This is a genomic window from Bacillus cereus group sp. BfR-BA-01310 (assembly GCF_022664325.1).
In the GTDB taxonomy this organism is placed as follows: Bacteria; Bacillota; Bacilli; order Bacillales; family Bacillaceae_G; genus Bacillus_A; species Bacillus_A paramycoides.
In genome coordinates this window covers 233,395-254,648 of sequence record NZ_JAKUHD010000004.1, presented here as the reverse complement: position 1 = coordinate 254,648, position 21,254 = coordinate 233,395, and the positions used below count along the sequence as shown (strand labels likewise).

Genomic DNA, 21,254 nt, shown 5'->3' with positions numbered 1-21,254 from the left:
GGGGTGATTACAATTGGATGGCTTGATAATGTCTTTAATAGGAATAAAGAATTAGATTATATGTACGATGATGATATAGTTTCAGAAACATCGAATAGGGCTCATATGAAGCGATTAGCTATTGAAACATGCGTCTCTTTTTTAGGTAGGACAATTAGCCAATCAGAATTCAGGGTTAAAAATAGTGAAGAATTTTTAAAAAATGAATTGTATTATCGCTTGAATGTTAGACCGAATAAGAATATGACAGCTAGCACTTTTTGGGAAAAGATAATTCGTAAACTTATCTATGAAAATGAATGTCTAGTAATCCAAGCTGATGATGGAGACTTACTTATTGCGGATTATTTTCACCATAATGAATTTGCTGTGTTTGAAGATACTTTTACAAATGTAGTAGTAAAAGATTATGAGTTTAAGCGTTCATTTAAACAAAGCGAAGTTATTCATTTGAAATATCGTAATGATAAGTTGTCACCACTAATTGATGGGCTGTTTATTGATTATGGCGATCTATTTGGACGAATATTAAGTTCTCAAAAACGTAAAAATCAAATTCGCGGTGTAGTAGATGTAGAAGCTCAGATGGCAAAGACTGAAGAAGGTCGAGGGAAATTGCAAAAGTTCGTTGAGAAAATGTACAAAGCATTTGGAGAAAAAGATATTGCAATTGTACCTCAACAACCAGGTTTTAAATTCAGTGAGACATCATCTGGTGGTGGGAGTTCTGGACAAAGTGTGGAAGAAATCAATAAAGTAACGAATGGTTTTTTAAATCAAGTAGCAATGGCTATTGGTATTCCTACGGCTCTATTGTATGGAGAAATGGCTGATGTAGAGAAACAAACAAAGAATTACATGTTGTTCACAGTGAATCCTTTATTAAAAAAGATTTCAGATGAAGCAAATGTTAAATTTTTCGAAATGAATGAATATCTTTCAGGACAAAAGATTGAGGTTAAAGCTGTTTCTTATCAGAATATATTCGATCTTGCAACAAGTATTGATAAACTCATTTCTTCTAGTGCATTTACAGGTAATGAAATGAGATTAGAAGCCGGATATGAAGCTTCTAATGATCCAAACTTGGATAAACATTATATTACAAAGAACTACGCTGAAATGAATATCGATAAAGGAGGTGAGAATAAAAATGACGGTGAAAATTGACGTTAAAGGGCCAATTATTTCTAATGATGAGGCCTGGATTTATGACTGGTTTGAAATGGATGCTGCAAGCCCAGGTAAAATTTCAAAAGAACTAACTAATGCCAATGGTGATGATTTAATCGTATCAATTAATAGTCCTGGTGGTTATGTACACGAAGGGTCAGAAATTTATACAGCATTAAAAAATTATCCTGGTAATGTGGAAGTTCAAATTGTTGGTTTGGCTGCAAGTGCGGCTTCTGTTATTGCGATGGCTGGTGATAAAGTCCGAATTTCACCTACAGCACAAATTATGATTCATAATGCTTCTATGTGGAATGGTGGCGATCATCGTGACATGGAAAAGGCGGCTGAGATGTTAAAAACAACAGATCGAGCAATTGTAAACGCCTATGTCATTAAAAGTGGTAAATCAGAAGAAGAACTACTTAATATGATGGCTGAAGAAACTTGGATGGGTCCACAACAAGCATTAGAAAATAATTTTGTGGATGAAATCATGTTTATGGATAATCAGGTTAAAATGACAGCTTCAGCTTCTACTACTGCCATGCTTCCACAGAAGGTAATTGATGGCTTTAGAAATGGAACAATGAACAAAGGTCAAGGAATTACAAAAGAAGATTTAAATGCAGCATTATCAGGATTAAAAAACGAAATCCTGAATGATTTACAAACAAATACAAATCCAAAAGAGCCTATTCAAAATCCTGTTAATACAAAACAGAATTTGAGTACGCTCTTTTTAACTTTAGGAGGAAAATAAAATATGGTAATTAAATTCAATAATTTTGAAGAGAAGAAATTAGCTTTTGCGAAAGCGACACAGGAAGGTACAGCGGAAGAACAATCTGTAGCATTAAACTCCATGATTGAAGCACTTGCTACAGATGTTCGTTCAGATATCTTAAATCAAGTGAATGAATCAATGGTAGATCGTTCTATTATGCAGTCTCGTGGCGCTAATGTACTAACAAGTGAGGAAATGAAGTTCTTTAATGCAGTTGTTCAAGATGGTGGATTTAAAGATACTGAGATTCTACCTAAAACAACACAAGAGAGAATCTTTGATGATTTAGTGAGTGGACATCCATTCTTAGAACATATTGGATTAGAAAATTTAGGAGCCGTTACAGAACTTATCTATGGAGATCCAGAAGGCGCGGCTGTATGGGGACCATTATTTGGTGATATTCAAGGTCAACTAAATGCTACATTCCGAAAAGAGCCTATTACTCAACTTAAATTAACAGCATTTATTCCATTATCAAATGATATGTTAAATTTAGGACCAGTATGGGTGGAACGTTATGTTCGCACAATGATTACAGAAGCAATGGCAGTTGGATTAGAGCGAGGATTTGTAGCTGGCACAGGTAAAAATGAGCCTATTGGATTATTAAAAGACCCAAGTGGAAGTGTTACGAATGGAGTATATCCAGATAAAAAGGTTGCTGGTACTTTAACTTTTGAGCCAGGTCGTAAAACAATTAACGAATTGAAAAATGTTGTTAAGTTACTTGCTAAAAAGTTAAAAGCTGATGGTAAAGATGCAGATCAGCCAAAGAACATTGCTGGAAAAGTGGTTATGGTGACGAATCCGTTTGACACATTTGACGTTCAAGCAAATGCGACAACTTTAAATGCGGCTGGTGTTTATGTGACGAGCTTGCCATTCAATCCAACGCCTACAGAATCAGTGTTTGTACCTCAAGGGAAAGTGTTGTTTTTTGTTAAAGGACAGTATATCGCAGCGATGGGTGGAACGGAGCCGATTAAAAAGTTTGACCAAACGTTAGCGTTAGAAGACGCAACACTTTATATTGCTAAACAATATGCTACAGGTAAGCCAAAAGACAAATATGCAGCACAAGTTTATGAATTAAAAGTTGCAGAAACATCAACTCCACCAGTTCAAGGGTGATATGAATGGAAATAGAAATTTCAAATGAAATATTGCAGCAATTCAAGGAGCGGATGCACTTAGGTGATGAGGAAGATGATAACCTAAAGCGCATCCTTTCTACGTCTAACAAGGCATTACTTAGGGTTTGTGGGGATTATGATTTAAATAATAACGAGGAGTTCAAGGAATTAGTCTTTGAACGTTCTCGTTATGTCTATAATGATGCTCTTGAGTATTTTGATAAGAATTTTTTAAGTCAGATTAATAGTTTAGGCATTGATAAAGCATTAGAAGAAATCAAACTGGACGGTGATTAATATGCGTCCTTTTCAGTATAAAAAACCGCTTAATACAGGTGATTTTAGAAATCGAATTATCATTGAACAACCTGAAGTAATAAAAGATGAATTGAATCAGCCAATTGAAACAGATTGGAAAGAAGTAAAAAAAGCTTGGGCGATGATAAAAACGGTGAAGGGTTCTGAGTATATTGAAGCTTCAGCTTCACAGGCCACACTGATTTATCGATTTGTGATTCCATACACTTCTGGTATTACAGAAGAAATGCGAATTAATATGAAAGGTCGTATCTTTGATATTATCGAACCGCCAATGAATGATGATGAAATGTATCAGACATTGACTATTATCGCAAAGGAGCATGTTTAGTATGAACGATTTTGCGAGTGAGATTGCTAGAGAATTACAAAGATATGCAAATGTTGTGGAAGAAGACATGGAAGCCGCGAAGGAAAAGGTAACAGACAATCTTTTGAATGAATTAAAGCAAAAAAGCCCTAAAAGTAAACGTACCAGTGGACGTAAATATGCAAACGGATGGCGTAAGAAAAAAGATGGCGATGCAATCATCGTTCATAATGCATTGAAACCACAGTTAACACACTTGTTAGAAAAGGGACATGCTAAAGCAACTGGTGGAGGGCGTGTGCCAGGTAAAGTTCATATTGCTCCAGCTGAAGAAAAAGCAATAAATGAATTTACTGAACTTGTTGAAAGGGCGATTCGTCAATGACATTAGGTGAATTAACAAAAATTCTTGAAGCTACAGGTTATCCTGTGGCTTATTCACATTTCACAGCAACACCAGGTAAACCGGTACCAAAACCGCCATACATTTGTTTCCTTGTGGATGGATCATCAAACATGATGGCTGATAACAAGGTTCATCACCAGATAAGTGATGTAAGTATTGAACTTTATACAATAAAAAAAGACTTGGCTGCAGAAGCCAAATTAGAAAAAGCCTTAGATGATCATGAGATACCTTATGAATCATTTGAGGCTTTTATTGAATCTGAAAAAATGTATCAAAAATCATATGAAACGAGGTTGTTATAAATGAATGAAAATAAGGTAACATTCGGTTTAAAAAATGTACATTATGTGCCATTAGATATTAAAGATTTTTTAGTGACATTCGGAACACCAATTCCATTACGCGGTGGGGTTGAACTAACATTTGAGCCACGCGGTGATTTAATTGAATTCTATGCGGATGACATGCTTTATTACGCGGCAAGTAATAACCAAGGTTACGATGGAACATTGAATATTGCCACTATCCCAGAGCAATTTGCTATCGATGCACTTGGTGAGGTATTAGATGAAACTGATGGTGTATTAAGTGAATTAGCTGATGCAAAAGGAAAACCATTCGCCTTATTATTTGAGTTTGATGGTGATGTGAACGCGACTCGACATGTTATGTATAACTGTGCAGCAAGTCGTCCAACAATTGCATCTAAAACAAAAACAAATTCAGCTGAGCCAAATACAAATGAATTGAAGTTTGTTTCTAGTCCAATCGTTTTAGCGCCTGGCGGACGACCAATGGTTAAAACAAAAACAACAGCTAAAACAACACAAGCAATTTATAACGACTGGTACAAAAAAGTATATGTAAAAACACCAGAAGTACCAAAAGGAGCGTAAGTAAATGGAAAAAACAATTACTGTAGATGGAAAAGATATTCGTTTAAAAAGTACAGGAGGCACACCAATCCGATTTAAAGCGCAATTTGGTAAAGATTACTTCGCGCAGCTACTTAAATTAGCACCACTTGGGAAAATTGATATGGAGCATTTAGATCCAAGTAAGTTAGATAGTGTGGATTTTGAGGTGTTCTATAATCTCGTTTGGACGATGGCGAAAACAGCAGATAAAGACATACCGGAGCCTATGGTGTGGTTAGATTCATTTGATGAATTTCCAATCATTGAAATCTTAGAAGATATCCAAGATATGATAGCTTCCACAATTCAATCTAAAAAAAAGTTGTAGATAGCAAGAATAGTAGTTCACAAGGAGCGAATCAGGGTGATGTTTTCACGACTGAAACGTTCCTTGTTTTGTGTTATAAATGCAAACTTACAAAAGCTGATTTAGAAGATATGACAATAGGTATGTGCCTAGATTATATCGATGAATATTTAGAAATGCAAAAACCTCAAAAGGAAAAGGTACGAAAAGCAACTCAAGAAGACTTTAATTCCTTCTAAGGAATAGAGGTGAGATTATGACCGGAAGAATTAAAGGAATTACGATTGAAATTGGTGGAGAAACGACTGGACTTCAAAACGCTTTAAAAGATGTAAATAAACGTAGTAATGATTTAACAAAAGAATTAAAAGATGTTGAACGTCTTTTGAAGTTTAACCCAGGTAATGTTGAAGCACTTGCTCAGAAACAAGAATTACTTACACAAGCAATTGAAAATACAACACAAAAGCTAGATAAGTTGAAGGCTGCGGAGCAACAAGTCCAAGCTCAATTTCAAAATGGTAAAATTTCTGAAGAACAGTATCGTGCGTTTAGGCGTGAAATTGAATTTACAGAAGGATCGCTTAATGGGTTAAAAGGGAAACTAGCCGGATTAAAAGCAGAGCAAGATAACGTAGCAAGTTCAACAAGACAATTAGAAACCTTATTTAGTGCAACAGGAAAAAGCGTTGATGATTTTGCAGGAGCATTAGGAAATCGTCTTGTGAATGCAATAAAAAGCGGTACGGCAACAAGTAGACAGTTAGATCAAGCGATTGGTCTTATTGGAAGAGAAGCATTAGGAGCAGAAGCAGATATTGAGAAGTTACAACGTGCGCTTCGTTCTGTGGATGATGGCAATTCAATACAACAAGTTCGAAATGATTTAAGAGATCTTTCACGAGAAGCTGAAAGAGCAGGTAAAAGCTTCAAAGAGTTAGACATCGGTTTGGAAAATATGTTAGGTGGAGCAATGGCAGCTGGCGGTATATCAGGAGTAATTGAAAAGGCTCTTGATACTTCTAAATTAAAAACGAAAATTGATGTAACTTTTGAAGTCCCAGCATCGTCTAAGAAATCAGTTGAACAAGCTGTTAGAGGTATAGAAGCCTATGGTGTTGATGTGGAAGAAGCACTGGAAGGTACACGGAGACAATGGGCATTAAATCAAAACGTCAGTGATAAAGCGAACGCTTCAATTGTAAAAGGAGCAGGAGCGGTCGCAAGTGCTTATGCAGGTATAGATTTTACTGAGTTAATTCAAGAAACAAATGAAATTGGCAATGAATTAGGAATAACCAGTGATACGGCATTAGGTTTAACGAATCGACTGTTGAAAATCGGGTTCCCACCTGAGCAATTGGACATTATCGCTGAGTATGGTGGACAGCTAACGAGAGCTGGTTACAATGCTGAAGAGGTACAAGCGATTATGGAGGCTGGTGTTGAAACTGGTACTTGGAATATCGACAATCTATTGGATAAACAATTGTCCCTATGAGTGGTGACATTCATAGCAAACTCCTCTAATTCGGTGGAACTCTCACACAAGAGACAATACCGAGCCAATCCTATAAATAGGAAGTGTGTAACGACTAGTCGAAAGACGTAGGGTGTAAGCCAATGACATCCGAAACGGGGAGCATCTTTTACAAAGATGATGATATAGTCTGGTCTTGCTGGTGACAGTAAGCTGTCCTTAGAGGACGGGTGAAACTTTGCGAGTTTCACTGAACATTACGGGTCTGAAAGAAGGTCGTATTAAAGCGGCTGAGTTCGGTCAAGGTGTCGATAAAGCAATGACAGAAGCCATTCAAGGTACTAACATTTCAGCAGAACAGTTGCAAAAATGGGGACAATCTGTAGCAAAAGGCGGTAAAGAAGGTTCAGCCGCTATGACAGAGATTGCTAAAGCATTAGTAAGTATTGAAGATGAAACAAAGAGAAATGAGATTGGCGTTAAACTTTTTGGGACAATGTATGAAGACCAAGGACAGAATATCACTAATACATTAATTGGTGCCCAAGATAAAGTTATAGATTTAAACAAGAATCAAGAACAGCTAAATGAAATGATAAAGAAAATGGATGCAAGTCCAGCTATAAAGTTTCAAAAGGCAATGGGTGATTTAAAAATGGCCCTTGAACCACTTTTAGGTGTAATAGCCAATATAATTGGAGCCTTTGCAAGTTGGATTTCAGCACATCCAGCATTAGCCGCAGCATTAACAACTATTGTTGTCACACTGGGAATATTAATTGGAGCATGCATGGCTTTAGCCCCGGTATTTGTAACCTTATCCAGTATTGCTGGAATAGTAGGTGTAAGTATTGGGGCTATTGCTGGTCCAGTTGCGTTAGTTGTAGCTGGATTCATAGCCGCCACCGCAGCTATAACAGGAATAATCGTGTGGATGAAACATTTATGGCAGACTAATGAAGGCTTTAAAAATAGTATTACTGGCGTGATAAGTGGTATACAGAGCTTTATAGATATACTCGTTTCATTAGGGAAGTATCTATTCTGGACAGCAGCAGATGGCGATCACTTAAATGATTGGATTACCCATTTACCAAAAGGATTCCAAGATGCAGCTGAAATAATAGGATTAGCAGTTAGTAAAATACGTGAAGCTTGTCTTCATCTTTTTGATGCAGTAAAAGCTGTTTTTTCAGGAGATTTTAGCCAATTGGGTGAAATCTTTAAGATGATTGGTCCTACTATAGCAGGTGCAATTATCGGTGGACTTCCTGGCGTTCTCGTCTCTGTATCTCGTTATTTACCAGCAATTGCAGAGTATCTGAATGCAAACTCAGGAATTATCATTGAAACGATCACTAATAATTTTAATAACATAGCTAATTTTGTAACAACAGCTTTACCACAATTTCTTGAAGCTGGATCGCAAATGATTTCAAATCTTGTGAATGGATTAGTGGTAGCAGCTCCAATCATACTTGAAGCGATAGTGGGGATTATAAATACAATTTCACAAATGATTGCTACTTATCTTCCTATGATCGTTCAAACGGGAATCCAAATTATTCAAACATTAATCTCTGGAATTGTACAAGTCCTACCTACGCTCATAGAAACAGGACTTCAATTAATTATGACTTTAATTAATGGCATTATGTTGATGATTCCACAGCTAATTCCAATAGCTGTAACGATTATTCAAACCATTATTAATGGGATCATGTCATTTTTACCTCAATTGATTGAAATGGGTATAAATTTACTAGTTTCGTTAATTACGGGAATTACACAAGCTTTACCTATGATTGCATTAGCAATTATTACTGTTATAACTACTTTAATAAATGCTATTACTCAAAATCTTCCTATGATTATTGAAGCTGGTGTTAAAGTTTTAACTAGCTTAATAGATGGGATCATTAAAATGCTACCGCAGTTAATTGATTTAGCAATAAATCTTATAACAAAAGTAGCGGATACACTGATTACGAATCTACCTAAAATAATCGATGCTGGTATTAAAATCTTAATGGCAATAATTAATGGTATTGTGCAAGTTTTACCACAGCTTATTAATGCAGCATTAGATTTAATTGTTAAAATAGCGTCCACATTAATTGCAAATCTACCAAAGATACTTGAAGCAGGTATCAGAATTTTGCTTATGTTAATTGCAGGTATTGTACAAGTTATACCTCAATTAATAGGGGCAGCGCTTAATTTAATCGTTACTTTAGCTGGAGAATTAATTAGGAATTTACCTAAAATCCTTGAGGCTGGTGTGCAATTAATTTGGGCTTTAATAAAAGGCATTGTAAGTATGGTGGGACAATTAGGTTCTACAATTGTAACAGACATAATACCTAAAATAGTTGATACTCTTAAACAGATAAACTTATTAAGCATTGGTAAAAATATAATCCAAGGTTTAATTGATGGTATAGGTTCAATGGCTGGTGCGGTTTGGGATAAAGTAGCCTCAATCGGAAGTAGCATTAAAGAAGGATTCACGGACTTCTTTGACATCCATTCTCCTTCACGACTTATGCGTGATGCAGTTGGTAAGCAAATTGGCGCTGGACTTGCTCTTGGTATGGAAAATTCAATTGGACTAATAAATCAAGCATCTAATGCAATGAGTGAAGCAGCAATACCAACAGTAAATGTGGGTAATATAGGTGTACAAGCTAATGGACTATATCAAGCTCAAGGAGTAGACGGTACATTCCCAATGCAGGGAAGTGGATTAGCAATTGAAGTTCCTGTAATTCTAGAAGGAAGAGAAGTTGCACGTGGTACGTACCGATATACAACCGAGTATCAAGATAGAGAAGCAAAAAGAAACTCAGCCTTTTAGGTTAGGGTTTCTTTTATTTTATTGAAGAAAAGAGGTGTTAACATGAGTTCTTTTACATTTAACAATCAACGAAAAAAATTTGTTCAAATAGAAAAAGGATGGAAAAGACCAACATGGGCACCATTGAAACGGAATTTTCTAAGTGTTCCAGGATATCCAGGTGCAAGATTATTAAACACACAAACGGAAATGCGTGTTTTATCTATTCCTGTAGGTATTATAGTTCCTGATGGTGGGGACTTGGAATTATTAAAAGAAGACATTGCAAGTTGGTTAATTACAGAGCAACCAGCAGAGCTTATTTTTGATGTAGAACCAAATAGAACGTATTTAGCAATTGTGGATGAAGAATTTGATCCTGATGAATTTGTAACCCTTGGTAAAGGTACTTTAAAGTTTATTTGTCCAATGCCTTATAAATTAGGACCAACCCGAACAGTAGATTTTAAGTTAGACAGCCAAGGGTTATTAGCAAACATTCAAAACAAAGGCAGTGTGGAGTCTAATCCAATTATAGAAGTTGAAGTAGCGAAGCCTTCCACATTTCTTGATGTATGGAATGGAACGAATTATTTTCGCATTGGATATCCACTTAAAGCTGATCAAGTTCCTGTCGAAAGGAATCAGCGTGTATTATGGGATGAAATGTCAACTACTGTGGGATGGACAAATGTTCCTAAAACAGAAGATATGACGGGTGGAGGGAAGTTTAAAACAGATGGATATCGTTTTATGGCTGAATACCTGGGCGAACCTACAGTAAAAGGGTGGCATGGTTGTATAGCCAAAAAGAATATTCCACAAGGACCACTACAGGATTTCATCATGCAGGCCTATGTACACATTAATAGTTATCATTGGGACCAAATGGGACGGATTGAAATAGGATTGTTAGATGAAAATAGCGATTATGTAGCCCGTATATCTATGTCAGATGTTCAATGGGAAGCGGAGCAAAATAGTGGATTTGCTTCTGTTGGGAATAGTAAAAAACCAGGCGGACGAGTCTTTATCAACGAGCATGGAGATCATCCAGATACTTGGACAAATTTTAGGGGCCGCTTATGGCTTGCTAGAACCGGGAACAGATGGGAAGCATATATTTCTAAATTCATATTAGGCACGGAGATCGATGATGCTGAAAGGTTTGTGGTGTGGGTAGACGAAAATAACGTCAATATGAGTAAGGTCGCTCAAGTTCAAATCAGTATTTCTCAGTTTTCAAACAACATGTTTTGTTCGCAAATGTCCATTGATGACTTGAAAATTTGGAAAGTCAACATGAATACGCAAAGCAATCCTCCTTATATCTTTGATGTTGGTGACAAAGTAACCATTGATACCGAACGAAGTATTGTAACGATAAATGGTAAGAGAGCTATTAATCTAAAAGATATTTTTAGTGATTATCCTGTTGTTCAAAAAGGTTCGAATAAACTAGAAATAATGCCTTCAACTGTCGGGGCAGCAAAGGTAACGTATAGGGAGCGATTCAGATGAGAACACCAAGTGGCATATTACATGTTGTTGATTTTAAAACGAGTCAAATCGTTTCAACTATACAACCAAAAGATTATTGGGATGATAAACGACATTGGGAGATTAAAAATAACATTGATACTTTAGAATTTAAAGTATTTGATAATACAGAACATGCAGCAACTCTGATGCAACAGAATTTAGTGTTAAAAGAAGTAAGAGATGGCCGTATAGTTCCTTATGTAATCACCGAAGCTGAAAAAGATTCAGACGATAGATCGGTAATTGCTTATGCATCTGGCGAATGGATTCAACTTGCAAAAGCTGGAATTATTCCCCCACAAGAATTAGAAGTCAAGACAGTTAATGAACTTGTAGATATGGCGCTTGTGGGTACAAATTGGAAACGTGGCCAAACAGAGTATTCTGGTTTCCATTCAATGACGATTGATGAATTCATTGATCCGTTGAGTTTCTTAAAGAAAATCGCTTCTTTATTCGAATTAGAAATTCAATATCGCGCTGAAGTTGTCGGATCTCAAATAGTCGGCCGTTATGTAGATATGGTAAAAAAACGCGGTCGAGAAACAGGAAAAGAAGTAACTCTTGGTAAAGATTTGATGGGCATTAAGCGTATTGAAAACTCACAAAACATTTGTACAGCTTTAATCGGTTTTGTCAAAAAAGAAGGCAAAGAAGTTCTCACTATTGCAGATATAAACAATGGCGTCCCCTATATTGTGGATGTCGATGCATTTCAGCGATGGAATGAGCGCGGTCAACATAAATTCGGTTTTTACAGTCCTGAAACAGAAGAGGCTATTACACCGCAACGATTACTAACTCTTATGAAAACGGAGATAAAAAAGCGTGTTAATACATCTGTTTCTTATGAAGTAAATGCACAAAGTATCGGCCGAGTTTTCGGACTGGCTCATGAGCTTATTAATGAAGGCGATACAATTCGTATTAAAGATACAGGCTTTACACCTAAATTGTATCTTGAAGCTCGTGCTATTGCTGCTGATGAATCATTCACGGACCCTACACAAGATAAATATGTGTTTGGTGACTATCGTGAAATTGTTAACGTAAATGAAGAATTGCAAAAATGGTACAGTAAAATCCTTAGTATTTTAGGTAGTAAAGCGAACAAAGAATTATTAGATAAGCTAGAAGAGCTAGTACAAGAGAATGATAAGAAAACAAATACAGCTCAAAAAGAATCCGAAGCAGCAAAGCAGTTAGCTGAACAGGTAGTGGAAAACCTAAAGAACTATCAAACAACTATTTATGAAGGGGTTAACCCTCCTACCAAAGGATTAGAGCCTGGGAAAAGCTTATGGCTGGATATCTCTCAAGGTAAACCTGGAATATTGAAAAAGTGGAATGGTACAGAATGGGAAGTCTTGGTGAAGGATTATGGAAAAGATGTAAAAACTCTTGATGAACGAACCGCAGAAGTTCAAAAATCAGTAAAAGGTTTAACAAGTACAGTTGACCAACTTACCATCACTACAACAGATCAAGGCAAACAAATACTTGAAGCTAACACTAAAATTGAACAGACATCACAAAAAATTGAAGCAAAAGTTGATATTAAGCAAGTTGAGGACTATATCGGTGGAATCGGACCAACTAATGAAATTAGAAACACTAGATTTACCCAGGGCACAAAATATTGGGGACTCGGATCTAAGTTTCCAGCAGTTGTAGACAAAGATACAACATTTTTAGGTGATTCCAGCATAAAATTGACCGTTACTGGAGAAACCGCGCCTGCTTATAATAGTTTTACATCTAATAGAATTCCAGTCACACCAGGTGAAAATGTTGTTGTTTCAGCATATTTTATGACTAAAAATATAGATGAGCATTACAATAAGAAAATTAGAATGGTTGCTGTGTTTTGGAAAAGTGATGGTACCCAGTTTTCTGCTGGCACCTATGATTTTACTATAAAAAATGATACTTGGACGAGACAGGAATTTACAAAAGTAACTCCACCCGAAGCTGCTCTTGTCGGGCTCAGAGCGTATGTCCTTCAAAACGGTACATTCTGGATGGCACACCCGATGCTGCAAAAAGGAACTAAAGCAAGTTCTTTTATCGAAAATCCAAATGATATGGTCGATAAAGACAAAATCATCGATGATTTGGCTGATAAGGTAGCAACAGCAGACTATAACCAAAAGGTCACAGATATAGAACGTAGAATTTCAGCAACTGAAAAAGGTGTTGAAATCAGTGCAAAAAAAGAAGAAACATACACAAGAAAAGAAGTAGATGGCACATTTGCGACAGGTGCATATGTAAAAGCGATGGAAGGACGCATTGAGGTTACAGAAAACGGTATAAAAAATACAGTTCAAAAAGGTACTGTAATCTCATCTATCAATCAATCAGCAGAAGCAGTTGACATTGATGCAAAACGAATAGGATTAAAAGGATTTGTCACAGCTGAACATATTAAAGGACAAGTTTTAGAAGGGGTAACACTTAAAACTACTGGCAGTAGATTCGTTGAAATGAACAATCAAGACTTTAAAATTTGCGATACAATCAAACCGCGTGCTTATATGGGGTTTGCGGAAACAACAGACGGAAGCATTAACCCTACATTTGTTCTTGGTTCTGATAATACCAAATTCAATGGTGCAGGTTCATTCTATATTTACCAAACGACTCCACGAATTAATGGATTCGAACAACCTTCTAAAGCTTGGGCTACGATTGGAATCTCTAAAGGAAACAATGCGGAAGGGAATAATAGATGGTCAACATTTATTCAAATGCAAAATGACGGTGGCCATTTATATACGTATGCGGATGGAAGATTGTACTTTGATTGCTTGAATGATATTGTTTTTAATTCTGTTGGATGGGCTCCAGGATACGGTAAATTTTCAGTGACCACAACGGAACCACATTATTTTACAAATAACTATGGTGAGTTTAATTTCCAAAGAAAAGGAAGTGGTAACAAAATATACTTTTCCAATGGCGCCAACGATCATGATTTAGTCATGGGTAGAGTAATGATAAGATCCAGTCTCGCATCAGGTTATGACACTGGATTACAGATTAAAGATACGTTTGGCAATGCATGGCGGGATATGGAGTTAAGAACATTAAAGGCAAATGGAAACATTACAGCAACTGGGGGCGTGTGGGGCAGAGAATTTATTCCTAACTCATCTCGTAAAATCAAAACAAACATTGAAGATTTGGAGTTCTCTGCGCTACAAAAACTCAACTCTGTACGTATTAAAAAATACAATATGATTTCTGACGTTGAAAAGTACAATGCAGGTGAAATTGATGTATTGCCTATATACTACGGAATGATCGCTGAGGATTCTGATGATGTATTTACAACTCCTGAAAAAAATGCAGTTACATTATATAGCTCTGTTTCTATTACAATGCAATCGGTACAAGAATTAGACTGGAAAGCAGACAATATGCAGTTTGATATTGGAATACTAAAGCAAAAGTTTGAAGCAGAAAAACGTGAGAAAGTTTCCGTCCAGGATCAACTTGACGAATTAAAGGATTTGGTAGTTCGTCAAGAAGACCGAATCGCAAAGTTAGAAGAATTATTACTAAAACAATTAATAAATGAGAAACCAGAGCAGCCATAAGCTGGTCTTTTTTATTTTGCATAAAGGAGTGGGAAAATGGATCGTATTGATGTATTAATTAAATCATTTGTTTTTACCTTCGGTGGCTTTTGTGGGTACTTTTTGGGAGGGTGGGATATGACATTGCAGGTTTTAATCACAATGGCAATTATCGATTACGCTACAGGAATGATTGCTGCAACTGTACTCGGAGAATTAAAAAGTAAAATCGGCTTTAAAGGCATCGCTAAAAAAGTGGTGCTTTTTTTATTGGTCGGTGTAGCTGCTCAAGTAGATGTTGCAATTGGCAGTAATAGCGCTATCCGTGAAGCAACAATCTTCTTCTTCATGGGTAATGAATTGTTATCACTTTTAGAAAACGCTGGACGTATGGGAATTCCACTTCCACAAGCTTTGACAAATGCAGTTGAAATTTTAGGTGGTAAACAAAAACAAGAAGAGAAAAAGGGAGATGTTCAATAATGAAAAAACATATTATCGATATTTCAAAATGGAATGACAGTATTAATTGGGATGTATTAGCTCCTCAAGTTAGTTTAGCGATTTGCCGTGTTCAATATGGATCAGATACAGTAGATGGATTATATAAACAACATGTAGCGCAGTTAGAGAAAAGTGGCATTCCACATGCTGCCTATGCGTATGGATGCTATGTTTCTGTTAATGATGCAATTGTGGAAGCGAACGATTTTATGAAAAGAACAAATTCAAATGCTAAATTCTTAGTGCTGGATTGTGAGGATGATACATTAAAAAGTTGTGGCCCCGACAATCTAGCAGCTGCTTCTCAAGCTTTTATTGATACATGTAAAGCGGCAGGTTGGAAAGTCGGATTTTATGTATCACATCATATGTACAATCAATATGGTTTAAATAAGGTGAAAGCAGACTTTTTATGGATTCCTCGTTATGGAAGTAATAAACCTGCCTATGCGTGTGATCTATGGCAATATGCAGACGGAGAAACAGGCGGTTGGCTTGATGGTGTAGGAAAAGTTGACTTAAATGTTCTAAATGGAGACAAGCCATTATCTTGGTTTATTGGTGGTAATGAACTAAATCCAATTAACCCAATTGATCCAATTCAGCCTATTCAAAAAGAGGGAATTGGACATGCAACATCGAAATACGATGATGGTTATGGTGTGAATCTATATGAAAATCCTGCGGATCCTATTTTTGCTGGACGTATCACACAAAAAATCCCTTACTTAATCCAGAAAGGATACTGGGGTGGTGGAGAAAAAGACATGATCTGCCTTGGGAATGAAAAGCAGTGGGCTTACCTAAAACATTTTGATGTGAAATGGTTCTATGCGCATTCTAAATATCCTGTAGGTTGGGGGATTGCAGTTCATAGTGAGCCAGAATGTATTAACCATGTTGGAAATATTGACGGTTCTACTCCTTATCGTATTTGGGGAAGAGTTGGCGACGCAATAGATATTGGTGGTAATCGTTGGATTCGTGAGGAACATGTAACTATTAAGTAAAAACAAGAGCCGTCATTATGACGGCTTTTTTTATTTATTACAAATCAGATATTCTTCTAACTTGTTTTCCCTTATTCTTTAAACTTCTCTTATATTGTTTGAAGTCTTGTTTCTCCACATAGAATTGTTCGCCCGTTGCAACGTTTTTCACTAAATATGTTTTCAACGTAAATTCCTTGATTGAAAAATAAGTGGCCCATATCCATATTGAAAGTGTAAGTGTTGGAACAGCTAATAGAAAAGTAATAACTAAAATAACAATATCTACTTTAGGAGTTACTCGTTATAAAACTAAACGTTTCCCAGGTGCAGCTTGAGCTTGCTCTAATTGCTCCATACGTTGTAACGAAGCAATAGTATCGTAACTCATGTAATGACCTCCTTGAAGTGATACCTAAATCATACCAATTTTACGTAATAACTGTAAGTATTACATTTTTGATGGATAATTACATAGATCAATAAAAAAGAAGAACGTTACCTCAATACAAGGAGTTCTTCTTTTTTATTTAGATATTTACATTTCTTTTAAATAAAAAATTTATCTTTTATAATGTTATTCATAACACATCAACTTAATGTATTACAATAAATTATGATCTTCTAGTAATTGATACCAATCATCATCTTTACTACCTACTGTGTCACTAATCCCTCCAGATTGAACAAACTTATTACCTAATTCACAATATTTTTGTCCTAAATAATAATTTTGTAAGAAATTATTAAAATCACCATATGATTCAATAACAAAGTTTTGATCAATTAAATCTCCAAACAAACAAGATATTTCTCCATTAATTTTATCAATAAATAATGGGTAATTTTCTATTGTCCCTATACAAAGCCATTTATCAGCACCACCTGGCATGTCTTCCGTATAAAACTGAATACTTTCAAGTTTTTGATGACCATATATAGTGATTACTCCACCATTCAATATTTTATATTTGCTTGTAATGAAATAATAATCTTTTAAAATAGTCTCTTCTAATTTTTTATCAATTATTTTTTCTTCTTCCACAATTTCACCAATAACCAAACTAAATGGGTCATCGCCTAAAATATTCTTAACTAATTCTATTTTTTCTAATACTGATTTATCCATTTTTTATTCCCTCTCGATATTTATTTTTACTCTCGAACCATAAGGAGCATCTTTTAATTGTACTCCTAAAAGTCCACCAATTCTTCTATTTGTAAATTGATCCATAAATTGAAGGTTACTCCTAATATCTTCTCCATTAAGCCCTAAATCCCATCGATGATCTGGATCCATATCATATTTTACTTTATCAATTAATTTTTTTGCTAATTCTTTATCTCGTGGATAATATATTTCAATTGTAGGGAAGCGAGTTGTTTCGAAAGTTAACAATCTACGTTTTTATGATGCTCTTTCTTGGCAGGATAAAGATGTTGCTGGTACTTTAGATGCAGGAGTAGGATTTACAATCGACGCAAAGGTAAATGTCAATGGGTATCCGCAGTATCGTGTTTATAATTCGAAGGGGCATAAGTACTATATTACGGCTAGTGATTTTTATGTAAGTTGGCTTAGATTTAGATAATGAAGAAAGCCGCCCATTTTTAGGTGGGCAGCTTGTCCTTTAATATTTTATTTCTCTTCTTTTTCTTTGTAGTTCAAAGCAATCTCTACTATTTCTTCTGGCGTTAAGTCTCTAAAATCCCAAAAAATCAAGTCACTCGGAGCTGGGTGAGGCACATTCGCCTTTAAGATATCAATATACTTACTACCCAACTCATCTGGTAATTTAGGATCACATATTTGTTCTACAAGTTTAATAAGATCATCTTTAGTCATTTTACTGTTCATGTTATCTTCCCCTTATAAATTTATAACCCTTTTTTTCCAAAATGATAAGCAGGGTCTAAGATGGTTTGGTGAGTCTTAGGAGATACAATGATTAAGTTATTATTGTGCATCTTGACTCATATTCATAAAAAACAATGACATTTCTCTATCTCTATGCCAAGTTCCTAAAATACGGTCAAACAAACGATGGTTTTGATTTTTCCATACATGAAAATCCTCTTCTACTTGTTCCTGTGTTTGAATCGCAGATTGATTCCGATTCTGTTCGTCAAATACACTTCGTAATTTTTGATTTAATTGATTCATTTGTTTTTCAATATCTTGACTCATCTTTTTCCTCCTACCGTTTTACTTTACGTAGGTTATTACATTAGCGAAAAGTATTTTGAAGTTCGTTATCCATTCTCTCAAACTCGTTAGCTACCGAATGAATATTATTAACCGCTTGTTGAAAGGCGGCAGAAAATTGTTTTGTCAAATCTAAAACTTGTTGGTTCACTTCTTGTGCTTTTGAATTAACAGCAAGCGTAGTACGCGTCGCCTTTGTTATAGAACGACTTGTTGCACTTTGGATGGTATCCGAAGCTGCCCTCATCTGCGTAGCGATTTGTTGTGCCGATTGAAAATTACTTTGAAATTGTCCCATCGTATAACCCCTTTCTATATTTCTATGAACGTATTTAAGAAGGGGAGTGCCCAGTATGTATGTCCAATTATCCTATTGTTTTTTATAGGAACCCTCCTGGAAAAATATTGCGGATATAATTATAACAATAAATGGATAAAGTTTCCTCAAAAAGATATATTTTACAACATATGTGTTTGTTATAGTTCTTAAAAGGTAATGTAGTATAACATAGAGGTAAAACACGAATGGGAAAGTAATAAATTGATGCTAATGATTTATATTATGCTGTATGGGCTGAAAAGGGTGGTTGGTTAAATCTTGGCGGTGAACAATGGATTAAGAACAGTCCATCTTATGTGAAGTTTAGTAAGAAAAGCACAGTAGATTCCTCTATTATAGGGAAGCGTGTTGTTACTAAAGTGGACAACCTACGTTTCTATGAATCTCCATCTTGGCATGATAAAGACGTGGCTGGTACTTTAGATGCAGGACTAGGTTTTACAATCGATGAAAAAGTAACTGTCAATGGATCACCACAATATAAAGTACACAACAGCAAGGGTAAAACATATTATGTAACAGCAAATGAAGCCTATGTATTTATGAAGTGAAAATCCGGCTCTTGTGAGTCGGATTTTCTTTTTTTATATTTAAGATAAAATTGCCTTTCTTAAATATAAAATCATGAATAGATAGGGATTAATTCTCGTTTAAAATCTTCATACATTTCAAAGGCGATTTTCATAATTTCTTTTAGTTCTTCATAACTGTGGAAACATACTGCTGGCAATCTTTCAGTACCATTTGATAATACTTTTACAAACATATCCCATGAACTACCAACCCTTACTTCACCATTGTGTCTTGCAGACCAAATGAACTCAACAAGTCCATATTTTAAACTGAGGTTGAATCTAAAAGTGTATATATCTTTGTTCTTTACTTCTCCTATAATAAAAAAGTCTTCTTTTTTCATATAACGAGCTTTATAACCAAGTGATTCAAATACCTCAACTGCTTTTTCGTTTTCATAGTTTTCAAATGAATTTTCACTATTTGATGAAAATCTTTCTGACAACTCTCTATATCTCTTCATAAAATCAATTTTCTCAAATACTTCTTGTATTTCTGGCTTTAATGCGTATGCCATCAATTATTCCTCCCTAAATCTTAATGTTACACCGTATTCTTCAGCTATTTCTTTATACTTTTCTATATTTTTAATGTTTTTATTAGATGCTGGCACCTCTAAAATATAGTCTCCGTTAAGTTTTAGGCCATCTAACTCAGGATACTGATTTGATCTTATTATCATTATTCCCTACCCAAAAACTCCCATGATTTTCCCCTTTCTTTTTAAATTATTATGTATATCTTCATTTATTTAGGTACCTTAACATATTATCATTTTTATTGGAATGAATATTCTGAAAGTTATTTATCAACCACACTCGAAGAAGGGATTTTATTGTTATTTTGTGGAATTATGATAATCATAGATAGAAACGAGGAGGATGGGGTAGCTATGAGCACACCTGTAGTAACTAAAGAACAAATTAAAAATTCGTTAGATATTTGGTATCAATTTATGTTAAATCAAGATTTTGTGCAATCAAAAACATTAAAAGAAGAAATCGAATCGAAAATAAGTCATATCGAAGAAGATCAACAAATATTATTTTATTATTCATTATTAGATTTTAGATATAAAGTATTAAGCGATAGTATGAATATTTCACATGATGAATTTGCTAAAATTGACTCAATTGTTTCGTTAAGATTGTAAAGAAGTGTACTTAAGCCAACGTGGCAGTTTAGTTGAAAAAATATTATAATATTATTAAAATTTAAGAAATGAATGGATTTACTTTTAGCAAAGTTTTGCAGTTAGCTATATAAAAAGCCACAAGAGCACTAAATTCTTGTGGCTTCACTTTTAATATTCATGTTAAAAGTCTAAATCTTTTTCATTACCATCATAATCTACTAGTAATGATCCTTCGTCTAAGGTATCCATTAACCATTCCACCAAGCCATTCCATGATCTAGAAACGCTGTGAATCTCCCTATCCCATTGTATTACCGTTGCATCGTATCCATTGCTTGATTCTAAGTCTATACAAATCGAGTCACCATAGTTTAAATCTGCGATGATTAAATACGTGTCTGGCATGTTTGTCGGTCTTCGTTCTTTTTTAAACGAATCATTTAGATAGGAGCCACCACGCTGTTTTTGGCCCCGAGCAGCTGTATGAATTTCTGACAGGACTGTTCCAGGTATAAATAATTCTCCACCATTACACACTTGGAGAAAATCTTTATATATATCAGGAATTTGAATGTTAAGTTCATTTTGAAGGCTTGTTATATCTTCTACGTTAATTCCATTGTTTAGGGTGTGAATGCCATCTACATATTTATTAACTTCCTCAAAAAATGGCTGTAAATTATTGTTTTTTGAATAATATTTTCTTAGCAT

Annotated in this window: 22 protein-coding genes and 6 pseudogenes; 18 read left to right on the top strand and 10 right to left on the bottom strand. The window is 35.2% G+C overall.

All coding sequences use genetic code 11. The features are described 5' to 3' along the window. Window positions 1–3: 3 nt before the first annotated feature. The 15 genes and pseudogenes from MR109_RS11745 to MR109_RS11675 all read left to right on the top strand — a co-directional run bounded on the left by MR109_RS11745 (window position 4) and on the right by MR109_RS11675 (window position 16,310). The gene (locus MR109_RS11745) at window positions 4–1,170 is read left to right on the top strand and encodes a phage portal protein (RefSeq protein WP_242272157.1); all 1,167 of its coding nucleotides are present in this window, start codon (window positions 4–6) and stop codon (window positions 1,168–1,170) included. Continuing rightward, window positions 1,154–1,936 (top strand): head maturation protease, ClpP-related, encoded by a 783-nt coding sequence (locus MR109_RS11740; protein WP_242272156.1) that lies wholly within the window; start codon window positions 1,154–1,156, stop codon window positions 1,934–1,936. The genes MR109_RS11745 and MR109_RS11740 overlap by 17 nt, the downstream gene beginning before the upstream one ends. Window positions 1,937–1,939: 3 nt before the next feature. After that, the gene (locus tag MR109_RS11735) at window positions 1,940–3,094 is read left to right on the top strand and encodes a phage major capsid protein (RefSeq protein WP_242272155.1); all 1,155 of its coding nucleotides are present in this window, start codon (window positions 1,940–1,942) and stop codon (window positions 3,092–3,094) included. A gap of 5 nt (window positions 3,095–3,099) precedes the next feature. After that, window positions 3,100–3,393, top strand: a complete 294-nt coding sequence (locus tag MR109_RS11730) for a hypothetical protein (protein ID WP_242272154.1) — start codon at window positions 3,100–3,102, stop codon at window positions 3,391–3,393. A 1-nt stretch (window position 3,394) separates the two neighbouring features. After that, window positions 3,395–3,745, top strand: a complete 351-nt coding sequence (locus MR109_RS11725; protein ID WP_242272153.1) for a phage head closure protein — start codon at window positions 3,395–3,397, stop codon at window positions 3,743–3,745. After that, complete coding sequence (locus MR109_RS11720; protein ID WP_098619280.1) at window positions 3,738–4,109, top strand: HK97 gp10 family phage protein; 372 nt, start codon at window positions 3,738–3,740, stop codon at window positions 4,107–4,109. Before MR109_RS11725 ends, MR109_RS11720 begins: the two co-directional genes overlap by 8 nt. Then, on the top strand, window positions 4,106–4,435 hold the full coding sequence (locus tag MR109_RS11715; protein WP_242272152.1) for a hypothetical protein: 330 nt from the start codon (window positions 4,106–4,108) through the stop codon (window positions 4,433–4,435). The genes MR109_RS11720 and MR109_RS11715 overlap by 4 nt, the downstream gene beginning before the upstream one ends. Next, window positions 4,436–5,029, top strand: a complete 594-nt coding sequence (locus MR109_RS11710) for a major tail protein (protein ID WP_242272151.1) — start codon at window positions 4,436–4,438, stop codon at window positions 5,027–5,029. A gap of 4 nt (window positions 5,030–5,033) precedes the next feature. Beyond that, the gene (locus tag MR109_RS11705; protein WP_242272150.1) at window positions 5,034–5,378 is read left to right on the top strand and encodes a hypothetical protein; all 345 of its coding nucleotides are present in this window, start codon (window positions 5,034–5,036) and stop codon (window positions 5,376–5,378) included. Window positions 5,379–5,613: 235 nt separating this feature from the next. Beyond that, window positions 5,614–6,840: pseudogene (locus MR109_RS11700) on the top strand (hypothetical protein); the annotation flags it as partial. Between the two features lie 493 nt (window positions 6,841–7,333). Continuing rightward, window positions 7,334–9,694: a phage tail family protein gene (locus MR109_RS11695; protein ID WP_242272251.1), complete on the top strand. Its 2,361-nt coding sequence runs from the start codon at window positions 7,334–7,336 to the stop codon at window positions 9,692–9,694. A gap of 42 nt (window positions 9,695–9,736) precedes the next feature. Beyond that, window positions 9,737–11,194, top strand: coding sequence for a distal tail protein Dit (locus MR109_RS11690; protein WP_242272149.1), 1,458 nt, complete (start codon window positions 9,737–9,739; stop codon window positions 11,192–11,194). Next, complete coding sequence (locus MR109_RS11685) at window positions 11,191–14,817, top strand: phage tail spike protein (protein ID WP_242272148.1); 3,627 nt, start codon at window positions 11,191–11,193, stop codon at window positions 14,815–14,817. Before MR109_RS11690 ends, MR109_RS11685 begins: the two co-directional genes overlap by 4 nt. A gap of 36 nt (window positions 14,818–14,853) precedes the next feature. Continuing rightward, on the top strand, window positions 14,854–15,279 hold the full coding sequence (locus tag MR109_RS11680) for a phage holin family protein (RefSeq protein ID WP_242272147.1): 426 nt from the start codon (window positions 14,854–14,856) through the stop codon (window positions 15,277–15,279). Next, window positions 15,279–16,310 (top strand): GH25 family lysozyme, encoded by a 1,032-nt coding sequence (locus MR109_RS11675; protein ID WP_242272146.1) that lies wholly within the window; start codon window positions 15,279–15,281, stop codon window positions 16,308–16,310. Before MR109_RS11680 ends, MR109_RS11675 begins: the two co-directional genes overlap by 1 nt. A 37-nt stretch (window positions 16,311–16,347) precedes the next feature. On the opposite strand, the pseudogene MR109_RS30055 reads toward MR109_RS11675, so the two are convergent. The 3 genes and pseudogenes from MR109_RS30055 to MR109_RS11665 form a co-directional block, all read right to left on the bottom strand. Continuing rightward, window positions 16,348–16,680, bottom strand: a pseudogene (locus MR109_RS30055) (hypothetical protein). 213 nt (window positions 16,681–16,893) lie between these two features. Beyond that, entirely contained in the window at window positions 16,894–17,418 is a 525-nt protein-coding gene (locus tag MR109_RS11670; protein ID WP_048517219.1) for a hypothetical protein, read from the bottom strand. Window positions 17,419–17,421: 3 nt separating this feature from the next. Continuing rightward, complete coding sequence (locus MR109_RS11665) at window positions 17,422–17,688, bottom strand: hypothetical protein (RefSeq protein ID WP_242272145.1); 267 nt, start codon at window positions 17,686–17,688, stop codon at window positions 17,422–17,424. Here MR109_RS11665 and MR109_RS11660 point away from each other — a divergent pair. Next, window positions 17,651–17,881, top strand: a pseudogene (locus tag MR109_RS11660) (N-acetylmuramoyl-L-alanine amidase); the annotation flags it as partial. The gene MR109_RS11665 and the pseudogene MR109_RS11660 overlap by 38 nt on opposite strands. A gap of 47 nt (window positions 17,882–17,928) precedes the next feature. On the opposite strand, the gene MR109_RS11655 reads toward MR109_RS11660, so the two are convergent. From MR109_RS11655 to MR109_RS11645, 4 genes and pseudogenes are all read right to left on the bottom strand, one after another. Beyond that, entirely contained in the window at window positions 17,929–18,147 is a 219-nt protein-coding gene (locus tag MR109_RS11655) for a bacteriocin immunity protein (RefSeq protein ID WP_105588409.1), read from the bottom strand. A gap of 20 nt (window positions 18,148–18,167) precedes the next feature. After that, window positions 18,168–18,248, bottom strand: a pseudogene (locus MR109_RS30405) (HNH endonuclease); the annotation flags it as partial. A 1-nt stretch (window position 18,249) separates the two neighbouring features. After that, window positions 18,250–18,477 (bottom strand): annotated as a pseudogene (locus MR109_RS11650) (DUF3958 family protein); the annotation flags it as partial. A gap of 40 nt (window positions 18,478–18,517) precedes the next feature. After that, window positions 18,518–18,793, bottom strand: coding sequence for a TIGR04197 family type VII secretion effector (locus MR109_RS11645; RefSeq protein WP_242272144.1), 276 nt, complete (start codon window positions 18,791–18,793; stop codon window positions 18,518–18,520). Between the two features lie 263 nt (window positions 18,794–19,056). Here MR109_RS11645 and MR109_RS11640 point away from each other — a divergent pair. Continuing rightward, window positions 19,057–19,386: pseudogene (locus MR109_RS11640) on the top strand (N-acetylmuramoyl-L-alanine amidase); the annotation flags it as partial. A 71-nt stretch (window positions 19,387–19,457) separates the two neighbouring features. Here MR109_RS11640 and MR109_RS11635 read toward each other — a convergent pair. Together MR109_RS11635 and MR109_RS11630 are read right to left on the bottom strand one after the other, a co-directional pair. Beyond that, on the bottom strand, window positions 19,458–19,925 hold the full coding sequence (locus tag MR109_RS11635) for a hypothetical protein (protein WP_242272143.1): 468 nt from the start codon (window positions 19,923–19,925) through the stop codon (window positions 19,458–19,460). A 3-nt stretch (window positions 19,926–19,928) separates the two neighbouring features. Continuing rightward, on the bottom strand, window positions 19,929–20,090 hold the full coding sequence (locus MR109_RS11630; RefSeq protein WP_242272142.1) for a hypothetical protein: 162 nt from the start codon (window positions 20,088–20,090) through the stop codon (window positions 19,929–19,931). A 210-nt stretch (window positions 20,091–20,300) separates the two neighbouring features. Between MR109_RS11630 and MR109_RS11625 the strand changes: the two genes are divergently transcribed. After that, a complete protein-coding gene (locus MR109_RS11625) occupies window positions 20,301–20,561 on the top strand; it encodes a response regulator aspartate phosphatase (protein WP_242272141.1) in 261 nt (86 codons plus the stop codon). 162 nt (window positions 20,562–20,723) lie between these two features. Here MR109_RS11625 and MR109_RS11620 read toward each other — a convergent pair whose 3' ends face one another. Continuing rightward, window positions 20,724–21,254 (bottom strand): SMI1/KNR4 family protein, encoded by a 531-nt coding sequence (locus MR109_RS11620; RefSeq protein WP_103458436.1) that lies wholly within the window; start codon window positions 21,252–21,254, stop codon window positions 20,724–20,726.

Coding starts and splice junctions, on each gene's coding strand:
- MR109_RS11740 (WP_242272156.1), top strand. CDS start 1,154: ATGACGGTGAAAATTGACGTTAAAGGGCCAATTATTTCTAATGATGAG.
- MR109_RS11735 (WP_242272155.1), top strand. CDS start 1,940: ATGGTAATTAAATTCAATAATTTTGAAGAGAAGAAATTAGCTTTTGCG.
- MR109_RS11730 (WP_242272154.1), top strand. CDS start 3,100: ATGGAAATAGAAATTTCAAATGAAATATTGCAGCAATTCAAGGAGCGG.
- MR109_RS11725 (WP_242272153.1), top strand. CDS start 3,395: ATGCGTCCTTTTCAGTATAAAAAACCGCTTAATACAGGTGATTTTAGA.
- MR109_RS11720 (WP_098619280.1), top strand. CDS start 3,738: ATGTTTAGTATGAACGATTTTGCGAGTGAGATTGCTAGAGAATTACAA.
- MR109_RS11715 (WP_242272152.1), top strand. CDS start 4,106: ATGACATTAGGTGAATTAACAAAAATTCTTGAAGCTACAGGTTATCCT.
- MR109_RS11710 (WP_242272151.1), top strand. CDS start 4,436: ATGAATGAAAATAAGGTAACATTCGGTTTAAAAAATGTACATTATGTG.
- MR109_RS11705 (WP_242272150.1), top strand. CDS start 5,034: ATGGAAAAAACAATTACTGTAGATGGAAAAGATATTCGTTTAAAAAGT.
- MR109_RS11695 (WP_242272251.1), top strand. CDS start 7,334: ATGTATGAAGACCAAGGACAGAATATCACTAATACATTAATTGGTGCC.
- MR109_RS11690 (WP_242272149.1), top strand. CDS start 9,737: ATGAGTTCTTTTACATTTAACAATCAACGAAAAAAATTTGTTCAAATA.
- MR109_RS11685 (WP_242272148.1), top strand. CDS start 11,191: ATGAGAACACCAAGTGGCATATTACATGTTGTTGATTTTAAAACGAGT.
- MR109_RS11680 (WP_242272147.1), top strand. CDS start 14,854: ATGGATCGTATTGATGTATTAATTAAATCATTTGTTTTTACCTTCGGT.
- MR109_RS11675 (WP_242272146.1), top strand. CDS start 15,279: ATGAAAAAACATATTATCGATATTTCAAAATGGAATGACAGTATTAAT.
- MR109_RS11670 (WP_048517219.1), bottom strand. CDS start 17,418: ATGGATAAATCAGTATTAGAAAAAATAGAATTAGTTAAGAATATTTTA.
- MR109_RS11655 (WP_105588409.1), bottom strand. CDS start 18,147: ATGAACAGTAAAATGACTAAAGATGATCTTATTAAACTTGTAGAACAA.
- MR109_RS11645 (WP_242272144.1), bottom strand. CDS start 18,793: ATGGGACAATTTCAAAGTAATTTTCAATCGGCACAACAAATCGCTACG.
- MR109_RS11635 (WP_242272143.1), bottom strand. CDS start 19,925: ATGGCATACGCATTAAAGCCAGAAATACAAGAAGTATTTGAGAAAATT.
- MR109_RS11630 (WP_242272142.1), bottom strand. CDS start 20,090: ATGATAATAAGATCAAATCAGTATCCTGAGTTAGATGGCCTAAAACTT.
- MR109_RS11625 (WP_242272141.1), top strand. CDS start 20,301: ATGAGCACACCTGTAGTAACTAAAGAACAAATTAAAAATTCGTTAGAT.
- MR109_RS11620 (WP_103458436.1), bottom strand. CDS start 21,254: ATGCTAAGAAAATATTATTCAAAAAACAATAATTTACAGCCATTTTTT.